This window comes from Vibrio ishigakensis, from assembly GCF_024347675.1.
Taxonomy (GTDB): Bacteria; Pseudomonadota; Gammaproteobacteria; order Enterobacterales; family Vibrionaceae; genus Vibrio; species Vibrio ishigakensis.
On record NZ_AP024881.1, the window covers coordinates 2756774 to 2772143 of the forward strand.

Below are 15370 nucleotides of genomic sequence, written 5' to 3' on the forward strand. Positions count from 1 at the left end.
ATGGGAAACGTAAAGATAGGTAAATCTAACCAGATTTACCGCTTACAATGCGTAAAATAAACCTGAATCAGTAGTAGAGAGATCGCACCTATGCCACATATCCTGTTAGTCGATGACGACGTTGAATTGACTTCATTGCTAGAAGATATCCTTACCTTTGAGGGCTTTACAGTATCTCAAGCAAATAATGGCTTAGAGGGGTTAGAAGCGGTCAATGGTGACATAGATCTGATCCTACTCGATATCATGATGCCGAAGATGAACGGCATGGAGATGCTGAAAAAGCTCAGAGAAAAGTGGCAAACCCCTGTGCTATTTCTTACCGCTAAAGGCGAAGAAGTAGATAGAGTGATTGGCCTTGAACTGGGCGCAGATGACTTCTTACCTAAGCCATTTTCTGACAGAGAGCTACTGGCGCGTATCCGCGCCATCTTGCGTCGTACCCAGCATGTGCCGAGTCAAAATCTACAGACAGGCTATGAAGATCTTTCCATTAACTCTGGAGCACAAGAAGCCTATTGTGAGGGTGAACTGCTGGATCTTACCAGTACAGAGTTTGCTCTTTTGGAGTATTTCCTAAAACACCCAGGCTCAGTGATCACTAAAGAAACACTTAGTCTTGAGGTCTTAGGCAAGCGCCTATCTCCATTTGATCGTGCTATCGATATGCATGTCTCGAACCTAAGAAAGAAACTGCCAGAGCGCAAGGACGATAAACCACGCATCAAAACCTTGCGCGGAAAGGGCTACCTGTTTGTTGAGGCGGGACAATGAATCTGCCCAAGTTCTCTAGCCTGTATGGGCGCATCTTTGCCATATTTTGGATCACTGTATTAGCAGTACTGATCGCAGTGATCGCGATCCAAAAATCGGATCCTCGTAAATCTCACTCAGTGAGCAAAGAATCCTTAGTGAAGATCAATCGCCTAGTGCATCTAGTCGAAAAAGATCTCAACAAAAGCAAGAATGTAGGAGCACGATTAAAGAGCCTAAACGTCACCCGCTTTGGCAATAAAGACTTTCGCCTCTATCTCGCAGACAGCGAGGGTAATCTCCTGAGCAGAGAAAGAGGCTTCAAGCGTCGTGCCCTACAGGCGATGGCCTCTGAATTGGCGGACGCTACTGAGCCGAGCCAAAAACAGTTTGACCATTTCATGGTAGCCGGTCCTTTCCCGATTGAGTTACACGGCGAGCCCTACTCTATGTATGCTGGCTTTGACCGTAAACTGCCGCCGCCATTCCTGTACCGAATACTTGATGCACCCGTTACCCTCTTAATAGCGGTGATGCTGGTCAGTACCCCACTGCTATTGTGGTGTGCGTGGACCTTAAGTCAGCCCGCGCGTCGATTGGAGCAAGCTGCGAAACGAGTCACCCGAGGCGAGTTTGAGGTAGACCCTAGCCTTGAGCAAGGAACCAAAGAATTTAAACAGGCAGGCGAGAGCTTTAACCAGATGGTGCTGTCTGTTAATCAGATGGTCTCTGGTCAACAAAAGATGCTGTCGGATATCTCCCATGAGCTTCGCTCGCCACTTACGCGATTGCGTATGGCCAATGCCCTTGCTACTCGTAAGCAAGGAAACTCCAAAGAGCTAGAGCGCATAGAAACCGAAGCGGAAAGATTGGAACAGATGATTCGCGACCTTCTTGATCTGTCTCGGATGCAGATAGACAGTCATCATAATCGAGAACTTCTAAGCCTAGATGAACTGTGGCGCGAGATGCTGCTAGATGCACAGTTCGAGGCAGAACAGAGTGGCATGCAGTTGGAGTTTAATGCGATTCCCGAACAGCAAGTGTTTGGTAATCGTAAACTACTCACCAGCGCAATAGAGAATATTATCCGCAACGCTATCCGCTATGGAGAAAGCCAGATACACGTGGAATTTTCAGTGCAGAGCAACAAGCTAGAGCTAAGGGTTGAAGACGATGGCCCAGGCGTTCCTAGTGAAGAGCTAGAAAGCATCTTCCGACCTTTCTATCGTGTTTCGACTGCTCGGGACAGAGAAAGTGGTGGCACAGGTCTTGGCCTTGCTATTACAGAGAGCGCTATCTTGCAGCACAATGGCTCTATTACCGCCTCTCAAAGTGAACAACTTGGTGGCTTGATGATGCAAGTGAGTTTGCCTCTCAAGGCCTAATTCGGTTTATACTGGGGCAAATCCGAAATTACGAAGCAACACCATGTTTGATATTGCGCTCTATGAGCCTGAGATTGCCCCAAATACCGGCAATATTATTCGCCTGTGCGCCAACTGTGGCGCTAACCTGCATTTGATTGAGCCTTTAGGCTTTGATTTAGAAGAAAAGAAAGTGCGTCGCGCAGGGCTGGATTATCACGACCTCGCTCGAGTGAAGCGTCATGAGAACTATGAGGCCTTTATCGAGTATCTGGAAGAGCGCGACCAAGAGTATCGTATCTTTGCCTGCACCACTCGCACTAAGGGCCATCATGTCGATGCCAGTTTCCAGCAAGGTGATGTGTTGCTGTTTGGCCCAGAAACCCGAGGTCTACCAGCAGAGCTCATCGAAAGCATGCCGATAGAACAAAGAATCCGTATCCCTATGGTGGAAAACAGTCGCTCTCTAAACCTATCCAATGCCGTGGCGATCATCGCCTTCGAAGCATGGCGTCAGATGGGATTCAATGGCGCTATCTAAGCAGCCACTAGATCTAAAAAAAGCGCCCTTGGGCGCTTTTTTGTTTATCAGTTGAGACGGTTTTTATCGTTGTCGTCTTTTTTCTCGTATTCCCCTTCGAACACATCCCCTTCACCATCACGCTGATGTGGGTCCTGTCCAAAGCCACCATGGAATCCACCCTGAAAACCACCATGCATGTTCGAGTGCATCGTGTTTACCTTTACTCGCGACATGATCTGACGAGCAATGATGGCGCGCGGTTTTGGCAGAAGCACCAGCATGCCTAGGGTATCTGTCATAAAACCAGGAGTCAGTAGCAGTACACCCGCCACCGCTAGCATTACGCCTTCAAGGATCTGTTGTGCTGGCATCTCACCTTGCTGCAGTTTTGACTGAACAGACATTAGGGTCGCAATACCCTGGCTACGCACCAAAGAGGCACCGACCAAGGCAGTAAGAATAACTAAGAAGATGGTGGTCCATAGGCCTAGGAATCCGCCCACCTGAATGAAGAGGCCGATCTCAACAATCGGAACCAAAATGAATAATAACAATAATATAGGAAACACTGTCCCTCCTCGCGTTTGAACCCCTAGTCTACGCCTAAAAAGCCCTTTTACTCAATTTTAATTCATGTCTGAATCCAGTTAGTGAACTGCACTCAGTTGCTCAGAATTGTGAGAGAGATAGAAAATGAAAAATCTCTACGATTTTCGGCGATAAATAGTGATCAAGGTATAATTTTTTTTAACCAAATAACGTATCATTGGCCCTAACAAAATCTAGTCTGATTTTGAAACCAAATATAATCTGCTGAACGGACTCTACAAGACAGAATTGGTAGTGAATGGCAGAGCACTTAAATACAAAATCAAAAATAGTAGTAGTTGCTTTGCCCACATTAATACCCTGATATTGAAGGTCCATGCTATGACGACTACTACACTACAGTCAGCGACTCGAATCGAAGAAGATCTACTAGGAAAACGCCACGTCCCAGCCGATGCTTACTACGGCATCCACACACTACGTGCTATCGAAAACTTTAATATCTCCAGCGCTACCATCTCAGATGTTCCTGAGTTTGTGCGTGGCATGGTGATGACCAAGAAAGCTGCAGCGATTGCAAATAACAAGCTAGGTGTGATTGAGCCAGATGTTGCTCAATACATTATCGATGCTTGTGATGTAATTCTTGAGACTGGCAAATGCATGGATCAGTTCCCTTCGGATGTATTCCAAGGCGGTGCTGGTACTTCAGTAAACATGAACGCCAATGAGGTTATCGCAAACCTTGCTCTTGAAATGATGGGCAAGGAAAAGGGCGATTACCACATCATCAACCCGAACGACCACGTTAACAAGAGCCAATCAACCAACTGTGCCTACCCAACCGGTTTCCGTATCGCGGTATACAACAGCGTGGCAAAACTGATCACGGCTATCGAATACCTAAAAGGCTCGTTCGAGGCGAAAAGCCAAGAATTCAACACCATCCTTAAGATGGGTCGCACCCAGCTACAAGATGCAGTACCCATGACTGTGGGCCAAGAGTTCCACGCTTGGGCAGTCACTCTTTCTGAAGAGATCCGTAACCTAGAGTACACAGCTAAGCTACTTCTCGAGGTGAACATCGGCGCGACCGCTATCGGTACTGGCCTTAACGCGGCAGACGGCTATCAAGAACTTGCAGTTGCAGCACTTGCAGATGTAACTGGCCTACCATGCGTACCTGCAGAGGACCTTATCGAAGCGACCTCAGACTGTGGTGCTTACGTTATGACTCACGGCGCGCTCAAGCGTCTAGCGGTTAAGCTATCTAAGATCTGTAACGACCTACGTATCCTATCTTCTGGCCCACGTGCAGGTCTAAACGAGCTCAACCTTCCTGAGTTACAAGCGGGCTCTTCAATCATGCCAGCTAAGGTAAACCCTGTGGTTCCTGAGGTTGTTAACCAAGTGTGCTTCAAGGTTCTTGGTAACGACAACACGGTGTCTTTCGCAGCAGAAGGCGGACAACTACAGCTAAACGTGATGGAGCCAGTAATTGCACAAAGCATGTTTGAATCTCTAGAGATCCTAACCAATGCTTGTGTGAACCTACGCGATAAGTGCATAGAAGGCATCACAGTAAACAAAGAAGTGTGTGAGAGCCACGTGTTTAACTCTATCGGCATCGTTACCTATCTAAACCCTATCATTGGCCACCATGAGGGTGACATCGTGGGTAAGATCTGTGCCGAAACGGGTAAGAACGTACGTGAAGTCGTGCTTGAGCGTGGCCTGCTAACTGAAGCTGAATTGGACGACATCTTCTCAGTAGAGAACCTAATGAAGCCTCAGTATAAAGCAAAGCGCTTTAAATAATCCCTTCTAAACTTGGCTGGGGGGCTGAGTTTAATAATTATAAAAACAACAATTATCCCGCTTTTTGGGTCACCTCTCGGGGTGGCCCGTTTTGAATTTTTTTATTACTTTCGAGGAAAGCAACAATGATAATGGTAGAGCTACTGACCGTTCTCGTGTTCATCTATTTGGGCGCAAGAATTGGCGGTATCGGTATTGGTTTTGCTGGTGGTTTGGGTGTTATTGCCCTTTCTTTGATTCTAGGTGTTCCAACCAGTCAGAGCTACATCCCGGTTGATGTAATCTTGATCATCATGTCTGTTATCACGGCAATCGCAGCAATGCAGGTTGCAGGTGGTATGGATTGGCTAGTAGAGATTGCGGAAAACTTTCTGCGTAAGCATCCTGAACGCATCACCTTTTATGCGCCTATCGTAACCTTCGTTATGACACTAATGGCGGGTACTGGACACACTGCATTTTCTACACTTCCTGTAATCGCTGAGGTAGCTAAAGGCCAAGGCGTACGTCCATCTCGTCCACTTTCAATCGCGGTTGTAGCGTCTCAGATTGCTATCACGGCTTCACCTATCTCTGCAGCCGTTGTGGCATTCGCGGCTATGCTTGAGCCAAAGGGTGTGGACTACCTAACACTACTGGCGGTATGTATCCCAACAACCTTTATCGCATGTATGATCGGTGCTTTCGTTGCGAACTTCATTGGTTGCCCGCTAAAAGATGACCCTGTTTACCAAGAGCGTCTTGAGCAAGGCCTTATCAAGCTGAACACAGCACAAAAACGTGAGATCTTGCCAACGGCTAAGCGCGCTACCTACATCTTCCTGGCAGCTATCGCATTCGTAGTTATGTACGCGGCCGCTATCTCTGGCTCTGTTGGCCTAATCGAGAACCCTACTCTGGGTCGTAACGAAGCCATCATGACAGTGATGCTTGGTGCGGCAGCAGTAATCGTTCTAACCACTAAGATCGATGCGGCGAAAATCCCAGCGGCGGCAACCTTCCGCTCAGGTATGACAGCCTGTGTATGTGTACTTGGCGTAGCTTGGCTAGGTTCTACCTTCGTTAACGCACACGTTAACGACATCAAAGAGTTCGCAGGCGCACTTCTAGCTGACTATCCATGGATGCTCGCACTAGTGCTGTTCTTTGCCTCTATGCTGCTTTACTCACAAGGTGCAACGACCGTCGCACTAATGCCTGCAGCCCTAGCGATCGGTGTAGCCCCGCTTACAGCGGTTGCGTCATTTGCAGCAGTAAGTGCACTGTTCGTTCTTCCTACCTACCCTACGCTTCTAGCGGCGGTTGAGATGGATGACACCGGCTCTACTCGCATCGGCAAGTATGTATTTAACCACCCATTCTTTATCCCAGGTGTGGTAACCATCAGCTCTGCGGTAGCACTAGGCTTCCTAGTGGGTGGCTTCTTTATCTAAGAGCTAATCTACTCGATTTAAACGGGATGCCAGTGGCATCCCTTTTTTTCGCCCTGAGCAAATCGCAAATTCGAATGCCTTTAATTGAGCTTGCTTGGGTATAACGTATGATTAAGAAACTTATTTGTTTATCATCGGGTCTACTAAGAGATACTCGACTCAATTAAACGGACACTATGCGCACAGCCTTTTTCTCAATATTGCTACTGCTGTTCTCATCAACGGCATTAGCCAGTTTCAACGCCCAACAACAGTCGTCGTTCTCCAGCGCCTCTTCACAACCCTCTTTTGGTGAACCGACGTTTCTTAAGGTAGAGCAGGCCTTCCCGTTTGATTATGTTCAGCAGGGAGAAACCGTACGTTTGACCTGGCAGGTAACCGATGGCTATTACCTGTATCAAGAGCGTTTCTCGGTCAATGCTGAAAATGCCGATATTGGCGACGTACAGATGCGCCAAGGAATCCCGTATCAAGATGAGTTCTTCGGTGAGGTAAACATCTATACCGAGCCTGTCACGCTAACGGTTCCAGTTATCGCACAGCAAGGCAGTGCCAAGCTCTTAGTGCAGTATCAAGGCTGTGCTAAAGCGGGCTTTTGTTATCCACCAGAAACCAAGGTAATCGAACTCAATCCAGCCAGTTTTGGTCAGGTTTCCGAATTCGTTTCTACCCAAGTAGCACCCCAAAACACCTCCCAAGAAAGCGACCTAGCGTCATTGCTGGAAGAGTCACAATGGACCACACCATTGCTGTTTCTGCTTCTGGGTATAGGTTTGGCATTTACCCCATGCGTGCTACCTATGTATCCGATTCTAACCAGCATTGTTTTAGGTGGCGGTAAGCAATCACACGGTCGCGCCTTTGCGCTCTCTTTTGTGTATGTACAAGGTATGGCGCTTACCTACACCTTGCTAGGCCTAGTGGTTGCCTCAGCAGGTATGCAGTTCCAAGCGGCCCTACAACACCCAGTGGTGCTGATCTCTATTAGTGTACTATTTATAGCGCTCGCCCTGTCTATGTTCGGCGTATACACGCTGCAGCTTCCAAGCTCAATTCAAACCAAGTTGAATGAGCTCAGCAATAAACAGTCTGGTGGTAAATGGGCAGGCGTATTTGCTATGGGTGCCATTTCAGGGCTAGTGTGCTCACCATGTACCACAGCGCCGCTATCGGGCGCACTCTTGTATGTGGCCCAAACTGGGGATCTCACCACAGGTGCCATAACCTTATATGCATTGGCATTGGGTATGGGTATACCGCTTATTCTAGTAGCTGTATTCGGTAACAAGCTACTGCCGAAAGCAGGTCTGTGGATGGATAAGGTTAAAACCCTATTCGGCTTCGTGCTCCTGGCAGCGCCTCTGTTCTTTATCGAACGCCTAGTTAGCGGTACCTGGATGACCATCCTTTGGTCCGGCTTAGGCATCAGCTTCTTCGCTTGGCTATATCACGCCAAAAACCAGTTGGAGTTTGGCAGTTGGAAACAAAGCCTAGTTTCTATCGTTGCTATCTTGGGCTTAGTAGGCTCAGCGACTCCATTATGGACTTTGGTTTCAGGTAACCATGTCGAAATAGCAGAAGCGCAGATCGCATTTAAGCGCATCGAAAACGCGCAGGATTTGGAGCGAGAGCTGGCCTTGGCCAAAGAACAAGGCAAGCCAGTAATGCTCGACTTCTACGCCGATTGGTGTGTGGCCTGTAAAGAGTTTGAGAAGTACACCTTCCACGCCCCTCAGGTTGAAGAAAAGCTGAAAGGCTTTGTGCTACTGCAGGCAGATGTCACCAACAATCGACCTCAGGATATCCAGCTTCTAGAGAAGATGCGGGTGCTTGGTTTGCCAACTATCGAATTCTGGGATGCGAATGGCGAACACCTCAATGGTGCACGCCTAACTGGCTTCGTAAAAGCCGACCCATTCATGCAACATCTGGATAAGTTCAGTCTGTAGTGACCCATGGCTAAGTTTTAGGCTATGCGTCTTGTTGCTTTTGTCAAAAGGAACAATACTTTATCTCGTAAATACTAATCGAGATAAGAGAACATGGACGCCTCTCACACCATAGTTATTGCAGACGATCATCCGCTGTTTAGAAATGCCCTATTTCAATCAGTGCATATGGCTATTGGTGGTGCCAATCTGCTTGAGGCTGACTCTCTCGACTCTTTAATGACCCTACTTAAGAAACAAGAAGAGGTAGACCTACTTCTTCTTGACCTTAAGATGCCTGGTTCCAACGGTTTATCCGGCCTAATCCAGTTGCGTAGCCAATACCCTGACCTACCGATTGTGGTTATCTCCGCCAGTGAAGAGGCCAGCGTAGTGAACCAGGTGAAACAGCACGGTGCGTTCGGTTTTATCCCTAAATCCAGCGATATGCGCAGCCTTATCAAGGCGCTGAATCAGGTACTCGACGGCATACCTTTCTTCCCACAAGGACTCAGTGCACCGAGCGCTAGTCAAAACGACATCAGCGATAAACTCGCCTCTCTTACTCCGCAGCAATACAAGGTGCTCGGCATGTTGGCAGACGGTCTGCTCAACAAGCAGATCGCCTATGAGTTAGATGTGTCTGTAGCCACTATCAAGGCACACATGACCGCCATCTTTAGAAAGCTAGGGGTGAACAACCGCACCCAAGCGGTGATCATGCTGCAGCAGACAGAAATCGACTCTTAGTGTGATATCAATGGCTTAGCTGTATTAGACCTTTGGCTAATACTGTTCGGTATCCATCTCACACTAATACCCAGAAAATAGTTAATTCATTGTTTTAAAAGACAAATATAAGCCAACCCTGCCCGACTAAAGTTCAACTGTCGAATCAGACAGCCACTGCTATCGTATGCTTGAAACATTTTATTAACAAAGCGTAAGGAGACGGCAATGGCATTCGAAAACGAAGAAAGAGCCAAAGCCTATTGGAGCAAAAACGTGCGCCTCATGGTGTCACTGCTGGTGGTTTGGTTCGTCGTATCGTTTGGCTGCGGCATCTTATTTGTCGACGTGCTCAACCAATTTCAATTAGGTGGCTATAAGCTAGGATTCTGGTTTGCACAACAGGGCTCGATATACACCTTTCTCGTGATCATCTTCTATTACGCGTGGAAGATGCGTCAGATTGACCGCGAATTCAACGTGGACGAATAAGGAGTATTTAGATGGATCTTAAAACAATAACCTACCTGGTCGTGGGCGCTACCTTTGCTCTCTATATCGGTATCGCGATCTGGGCTCGTGCTGGCTCAACCAAGGAATTCTATGTTGCAGGCGGTGGTGTAAACCCTATCGCTAACGGCATGGCAACTGCAGCGGACTGGATGTCAGCAGCGTCGTTTATCTCAATGGCGGGTCTTATCGCCTTTATGGGTTACGGCGGCTCGGTATTCCTAATGGGTTGGACCGGTGGCTATGTACTACTTGCTCTGCTACTTGCTCCTTACCTACGTAAATTTGGTAAGTTCACCGTGCCTGAGTTTGTGGGTGAGCGCTTCTACTCCAACACGGCTCGTATCGTAGCGGTTGTGTGTCTGATCATCGCATCGGTCACTTATGTTATCGGTCAGATGAAAGGGGTGGGTGTAGCCTTCGGTCGCTTCCTTGAGGTGGACTATGCTACTGGCCTTGGTATCGGTATGTGTATCGTATTTATCTACGCCGTAATGGGCGGGATGAAAGGCATCACCTATACTCAGATTGCTCAATACTGCGTCCTCATTCTTGCATACACTATTCCAGCAGTATTTATCTCTCTACAACTTACTGGCCATGCCCTACCTCAGATTGGTCTAGGTAGTACCATGACTGGCTCCGATGTCTATCTTCTGGATAAACTCGACCAAGTAGTAACCGAACTCGGGTTCACCGAATACACCACTGCGGTGCGGGGCGATACCCTCAACATGTTCGTTTACACTATGTCCTTGATGATAGGTACTGCGGGTCTACCACACGTAATTATCCGCTTCTTTACCGTACCTAAGGTACGTGATGCGCGAACCTCTGCAGGTTGGGCGCTAGTGTTTATCGCTATCCTTTACACCACAGCTCCTGCAGTAGCGGCTATGGCACGTCTAAACCTAATGGAGACAGTAAACCCGGCTCAAAACCAAAACCTTATCTATGATGAGCGTCCAGATTGGTTCAAGAACTGGGAAACCACAGGCCTACTTGGCTTTGATGATAAGAACGGCGACGGTGCCATCCAGTACACAGCCGATGCAGCGACTAACGAACTTCGCGTTGACCGTGACATCATGGTACTGGCAAACCCAGAGATCGCTAATCTACCAAACTGGGTAATCGCTCTGGTAGCCGCAGGTGGTCTGGCAGCAGCACTATCTACAGCAGCGGGGCTACTACTGGCTATATCCTCGGCCATATCCCATGACCTGATAAAAGGGGTCATAAACCCCAATATATCTGAGAAGAAAGAACTGCTCGCCAGTCGGATATCCATGGCGGTGGCTATCGGGGTGGCCGGTTACCTCGGACTCAATCCGCCAGGGTTTGCCGCAGGTACCGTAGCACTGGCATTCGGATTGGCCGCCTCGTCGATATTCCCGGCGTTGATGATGGGTATCTTCAGTAAGAACATCAACAAAGAGGGCGCTATCGCAGGTATGATCGCAGGTATCGGTATCACCCTATTCTATGTATTCCAACACAAGGGCATCCTGTTCATCGCTGATTGGAAATATCTAGAAAGCTGGGGCAGCAACTGGTTCCTAGGTATCGAACCAAACGCCTTCGGTGCGATTGGTGCACTATTCAACTTCATCGTGGCTTATGCAGTATCTAAGGTAACTGCAGAAACACCACAAGAAGTGAAAGACCTAGTAGAGCACGTACGTGTTCCTGTGGGAGCAGGTTCTGCTCAAGACCACTAAAATACAACCCTGTGCACAAAAGCCCCTTCGGGGGCTTTTTTTTCACCCTGACTCAAGCCTACACTGGTAAAAATATCAGCTTGCAAGGATGCAAACATGTTTAAAAACAAACACTTCATCGTCGCCCTCTTGGTTTGTCCTATCCTAGCGACTATCGCTTATTTTGGTGTAGACCTCGCGGTCAGTGAGAAGCCACATGCGGCAAAAGAGGGGGAAAGCTACAAGCTGATCAGCAAGTCTAATTGTCGCTATACCAGTGGTTTATGCGATATGGAGAACGGAGAGTTTAAGGTGCAGTTTCGCTCTGAAAAGCTGACGCCAAGCACCCTAACCTTGAGCTTATCATCCAAATATCCGCTAGAAGGTATTGCCGTAGCGCTAGCTACCTCAGAGGAACAAATAGAGCCAACCGAGATGACTTCTATGGATAACTCAGCTCAGAAATGGTCTATTGAGCTTCCTGCTGATGATATCGAGAACAAGAAGCTACGTATGGCAATCCGTTCGGACGATGTCCTTTACTTTGGCGAAGCTGAAACCAAGTTTGTGGTGTACAAAACACTAATCGATTAGGCTCATTCCTTGAGTGTTTAATAGGCCTCTTAGCTTAAGAGGCTTCACCGGTTTAGGTAAGAATTCGAAGCCGTAGTATTTGACCCTATCCATGATTTCTGGAGTTCTATCTGCACTGATAATGACCCCAGCAAACTCATCTCCAACCACCTGTCGACAGAGCTTGAGCACATCCAATCCTGTCACCTGTTCCTGCAATCTATAATCGGATAACACTACGTCTGGACGCCATGCATCCTTAAGCTGATTCTGTGTCTGAGTCATGTCCTCAGCCAAGCGCACCTCGCACCCCCAGCGCTGCAGCAGATCCTGCATAGCCAGTAGAATTTCCGGCTCATCATCGACACACAACACCTTGAGGCGAGATAGGTCGGCAACTTGGATCTGAGGCTCAACAAGGAGTTCAACCTCGGAGACAGGTGGCTCTACAATAGGGATGCTAATAGAGAATACACTCCCTCTTCCCGTCCATGAGCGCACCCCAATCTTATGATTCAATAACTGCGCGATACCGCGAGAAATAGCCAACCCCAAGCCTAAACCTTTGTCTGCGCCGATAGGGTTAGTGCGGGTAAATTCCTCAAAGATAAGCTGCTGCTTGCTTGGCTCCACTCCAACACCATTGTCCCAGACCTGTATCTGCAACTCATCTCCTGCTCGGCGCACACCCAGCACCACACGCCCTTTAGGGCTATATCTAAAGGCGTTGGTTAAGAAGTTCTGAATGACACGACGCAATAGCTTGATATCGGAGTTCACATACAGGCTACTCGGCACAGTAGAGAAGTGGATCTCTTGCTCTTCGGCTATCACCCCAAACTCAGCATCCAGGTTGCTAAGAAGCTTTTGGATAGCGAATGGCTCGGGCTTACTCTCGAGCTTTCCAGATTCAAGGCGGGAGATATCGAGAAGGTCACTAATCAACGACTCTGCCGCATGCATAGCGTTCTCTATATGGGAAGCCACCTGCTTGGTTTGTGCGTCTTGCGCCACTTCAGTAAGAGAAGAGGTAAATAAGCGCGCCGCATTTAAAGGTTGCATTAAGTCATGACTGACCGCCGCTAAGAAGCGAGACTTAGACTGAGACTCCATCTCAGAGCGCTGGTTGGCCTGCATTAATTTCTGGTTCAAGTCTTCCAGCTCACAGGTTCGCTCATGCACCCTTTCTTCTAGGGTTACATTGGCATCCTTGAGTGCTCGCTCTGCCTGCCTAAATACCGTGATATCACTAAAACTCATCGCAAACCCACCACCCGGCATTGGGTTACCCTGCACCTCGATCTCTCTACCGTCGGCACGTTGCCTGGATGAGGTGTGCGCAGTACCTCGCCTTAAGTGCTCAAGTCGCCTCTTTACATGCTCCTCTGGGTCACCCGGACCACACAAGCCCTGCTCCGCATTGTGGCGAATCACATCCTCTATAGGTCTGCCCACCTGAATCAATCCAGAGGGGAAATCGAATAGCTCAAGATACCTCTGATTCCAAGCCACCAGCCTTAGTTGCTTATCGACCACTGCGATGCCTTGTTCGATATGTTCAATCGCACCCTGTAAGAGGCTTCGGCTGAAGTCATACACCTCAGAGGCTTCATCCACTATGGTTGCCAACTCATCAAGGTGCATGTTTTTACCTTGCAATGCAGAAGTAAGCACTAACTTAGCGGACGATGCTCCGAATACACCAGCAAGCAAACGTTCAGTATGGCGGATCAAGGTAGAGGGTGCGTTTTGGTTTGGCATCAAGATCTGGTCTTGCTGATTCCAATATTGAGTGAAGGCTGCTTTAACCCGCTTTCTACCTACAAATCGCCCTGCTACGAGCTCCAATTCAGCGACAGTGACTCGGCTTTGATAAAGGCTGATGTTATCTGCCTCTGGCAGTGGTGAGCCCACAAAGGCGGCTGACTGTAAGCGTTCACTCACATTTGGTCTGGTGAGCATAGAGATCACGACATAAAACAGCGCATTTAGGCCGACACTGAGTATCAAGCCCCAGTCAGAGGTTTTAATCTCAAGGAAGGAGAGGAACTCGGGAGGTGTGATGACTCCGAGTAAGAAGTTACTGGTGGCATCTCCGGCTAGCACTCCGGTCTGATTCATCAGGGTAATCAGCCAGATCAAAAAGCCTATGGTTAGCCCAACGTATACACCATTGCGATTACCCTGACGCCAATACAAGCCGCCAAGCAAGGCTGGGGCAAACTGAGTCACAGCTGCAAAAGAGAGAAAGCCGATTGCAGACAAGGTCCCTACCGCGTCTAGCGCGCGGTAGAAGAACCAAGCCCCAGCAATCAAGAGCACGATCAGCACGCGGCGCACCACCAGCAAGCGCCCTGCAAACAACCTGAAATTGTGCGAGGAAAGTCGCATACGGCGAAGCAGTAGCGGCATCACAAGGTCATTTGAAACCATGATGGCAAGGGCAATGGTAGAGACGATTACCATTCCACTTGCTGCCGAAACGCCGCCGATGAAGGCAAGCAGAGCGACACTGTCAGCGCCTAGTGCCAATGGCAGACTAATTACATAGTTGTCTGCCGAAACCCCAGAGAGCAAGGCATTGCCTGCCCATGCGATAGGCAGAACGAACAAACCCATCAAGACCAGATAGATAGGGAAAACTCGGCGCGCCGTATGCAAATCAGAAGCGCGCTCATTCTCGACCACTATGGTGTGAAACTGACGTGGCAAACAGAATATCGCCATCATGGTGAGCAGGATATGAATAAACAGGGTGGCAAAATTAGGTGAGGCATAGGACTCTACCGCTTCATTCACCAGAGAAACATCCGCCCTACCGCTGACACTAAACAGCACGAACAAGCCAACCGCCAGAAACGCCACCAACTTGACGATAGACTCAAAGGCGATAGCCATCATCATGCCCCTGTGGTGCTCTGTATTATCTATGTGCCTGGTACCAAACAGTACGGTAAATCCTGCCAATGCGACAACCACCAGCCAAGAGAGGTGGAACTTTCCATAGCCATGAGCCTCGAGAAGATCCGGGGCAATGAGCTCTAGGCCCATCATGATCCCTCGCAGCTGCAAGGCAATATAAGGCAGGATGCCGACCACAGAGATCAGGGTAACCAAAACCGCTAACCCTTGAGATTTGCCGTAGCGGGCACCGATAAAGTCTGCAATGGAGTTAATGTGTTCGCGCTTTGCCACCAATATCATGCGAGCAAGCACTCGCCAGAAGAAGACAAAGACTATGATAGGAGCGATATAGACCGGCAGGAATGCCCAAGGGTTTTCCCCGGCTTGGCCTACGGTGCCAAAAAAGGTCCAAGAGGTGCAATAAACTGCGATGGAAAGGCTATAAATCCAGGGTCTAAAGCGAGAGAGCCAGTGGCTTTTTCGGTCACCATACCAAGCAACCAAAAATAGAATTCCTAGATAAACGAGAGACGCGGGAACGACCACCCACCCTGGCATAATGCAATCCTTGACTAAACCTTAT

At 48.6% G+C, this 15370-nt stretch carries 12 protein-coding genes; 10 read left to right on the forward strand and 2 right to left on the reverse strand.

Features of this window, described 5'->3' with window-relative positions; genetic code table 11:
* Positions 1-90: 90 nt before the first annotated feature.
* From Pcarn_RS12710 to trmL, 3 genes are read left to right on the forward strand one after another with little or no spacing between them, the layout of a single operon-like run.
* Positions 91-774, forward strand: a complete 684-nt coding sequence (locus Pcarn_RS12710; RefSeq protein ID WP_261834205.1) for a response regulator — start codon at positions 91-93, stop codon at positions 772-774.
* A complete protein-coding gene (gene cpxA, locus Pcarn_RS12715; protein ID WP_261834206.1) occupies positions 771-2141 on the forward strand; it encodes an envelope stress sensor histidine kinase CpxA in 1371 nt (456 codons plus the stop codon). Before Pcarn_RS12710 ends, cpxA begins: the two co-directional genes overlap by 4 nt.
* 43 nt (positions 2142-2184) lie before the next feature.
* The gene (gene trmL / locus Pcarn_RS12720) at positions 2185-2661 is read left to right on the forward strand and encodes a tRNA (uridine(34)/cytosine(34)/5-carboxymethylaminomethyluridine(34)-2'-O)-methyltransferase TrmL (RefSeq protein ID WP_261834207.1); all 477 of its coding nucleotides are present in this window, start codon (positions 2185-2187) and stop codon (positions 2659-2661) included.
* 47 nt (positions 2662-2708) lie between these two features.
* Here the strand turns inward: trmL and Pcarn_RS12725 are convergent, their stop codons facing one another.
* On the reverse strand, positions 2709-3212 hold the full coding sequence (locus tag Pcarn_RS12725; RefSeq protein ID WP_261834208.1) for an FxsA family protein: 504 nt from the start codon (positions 3210-3212) through the stop codon (positions 2709-2711).
* A gap of 361 nt (positions 3213-3573) precedes the next feature.
* Here Pcarn_RS12725 and aspA point away from each other — a divergent pair, with 361 nt between their 5' ends.
* The 7 genes from aspA to Pcarn_RS12760 all read left to right on the forward strand — a co-directional run bounded on the left by aspA (position 3574) and on the right by Pcarn_RS12760 (position 11904).
* Entirely contained in the window at positions 3574-5010 is a 1437-nt protein-coding gene (aspA, locus tag Pcarn_RS12730) for an aspartate ammonia-lyase (protein ID WP_261834209.1), read from the forward strand.
* Between the two features lie 125 nt (positions 5011-5135).
* The gene (locus Pcarn_RS12735) at positions 5136-6443 is read left to right on the forward strand and encodes an anaerobic C4-dicarboxylate transporter (RefSeq protein WP_261834210.1); all 1308 of its coding nucleotides are present in this window, start codon (positions 5136-5138) and stop codon (positions 6441-6443) included.
* 176 nt (positions 6444-6619) lie between these two features.
* The gene (locus Pcarn_RS12740) at positions 6620-8392 is read left to right on the forward strand and encodes a protein-disulfide reductase DsbD (RefSeq protein WP_261834211.1); all 1773 of its coding nucleotides are present in this window, start codon (positions 6620-6622) and stop codon (positions 8390-8392) included.
* A 93-nt stretch (positions 8393-8485) separates the two neighbouring features.
* Positions 8486-9121 (forward strand): response regulator, encoded by a 636-nt coding sequence (locus Pcarn_RS12745; RefSeq protein ID WP_261834212.1) that lies wholly within the window; start codon positions 8486-8488, stop codon positions 9119-9121.
* A 207-nt stretch (positions 9122-9328) separates the two neighbouring features.
* The gene (locus Pcarn_RS12750; protein WP_261834213.1) at positions 9329-9592 is read left to right on the forward strand and encodes a DUF4212 domain-containing protein; all 264 of its coding nucleotides are present in this window, start codon (positions 9329-9331) and stop codon (positions 9590-9592) included.
* Positions 9593-9603: 11 nt separating this feature from the next.
* Positions 9604-11331, forward strand: a complete 1728-nt coding sequence (locus tag Pcarn_RS12755) for a sodium:solute symporter family protein (protein ID WP_261834214.1) — start codon at positions 9604-9606, stop codon at positions 11329-11331.
* Positions 11332-11427: 96 nt separating this feature from the next.
* The gene (locus tag Pcarn_RS12760) at positions 11428-11904 is read left to right on the forward strand and encodes a hypothetical protein (RefSeq protein WP_261834215.1); all 477 of its coding nucleotides are present in this window, start codon (positions 11428-11430) and stop codon (positions 11902-11904) included.
* Here Pcarn_RS12760 and Pcarn_RS12765 read toward each other — a convergent pair.
* On the reverse strand, positions 11893-15345 hold the full coding sequence (locus Pcarn_RS12765; protein WP_261834216.1) for a PAS-domain containing protein: 3453 nt from the start codon (positions 15343-15345) through the stop codon (positions 11893-11895). The genes Pcarn_RS12760 and Pcarn_RS12765 overlap by 12 nt on opposite strands.
* Between the last annotated feature and the right edge of the window lie 25 nt (positions 15346-15370).

Coding starts and splice junctions, on each gene's coding strand:
- Pcarn_RS12710 (WP_261834205.1), top strand. CDS start 91: ATGCCACATATCCTGTTAGTCGATGACGACGTTGAATTGACTTCATTG.
- cpxA (WP_261834206.1), top strand. CDS start 771: ATGAATCTGCCCAAGTTCTCTAGCCTGTATGGGCGCATCTTTGCCATA.
- trmL (WP_261834207.1), top strand. CDS start 2,185: ATGTTTGATATTGCGCTCTATGAGCCTGAGATTGCCCCAAATACCGGC.
- aspA (WP_261834209.1), top strand. CDS start 3,574: ATGACGACTACTACACTACAGTCAGCGACTCGAATCGAAGAAGATCTA.
- Pcarn_RS12735 (WP_261834210.1), top strand. CDS start 5,136: ATGATAATGGTAGAGCTACTGACCGTTCTCGTGTTCATCTATTTGGGC.
- Pcarn_RS12740 (WP_261834211.1), top strand. CDS start 6,620: ATGCGCACAGCCTTTTTCTCAATATTGCTACTGCTGTTCTCATCAACG.
- Pcarn_RS12745 (WP_261834212.1), top strand. CDS start 8,486: ATGGACGCCTCTCACACCATAGTTATTGCAGACGATCATCCGCTGTTT.
- Pcarn_RS12750 (WP_261834213.1), top strand. CDS start 9,329: ATGGCATTCGAAAACGAAGAAAGAGCCAAAGCCTATTGGAGCAAAAAC.
- Pcarn_RS12755 (WP_261834214.1), top strand. CDS start 9,604: ATGGATCTTAAAACAATAACCTACCTGGTCGTGGGCGCTACCTTTGCT.
- Pcarn_RS12760 (WP_261834215.1), top strand. CDS start 11,428: ATGTTTAAAAACAAACACTTCATCGTCGCCCTCTTGGTTTGTCCTATC.
- Pcarn_RS12765 (WP_261834216.1), bottom strand. CDS start 15,345: ATGCCAGGGTGGGTGGTCGTTCCCGCGTCTCTCGTTTATCTAGGAATT.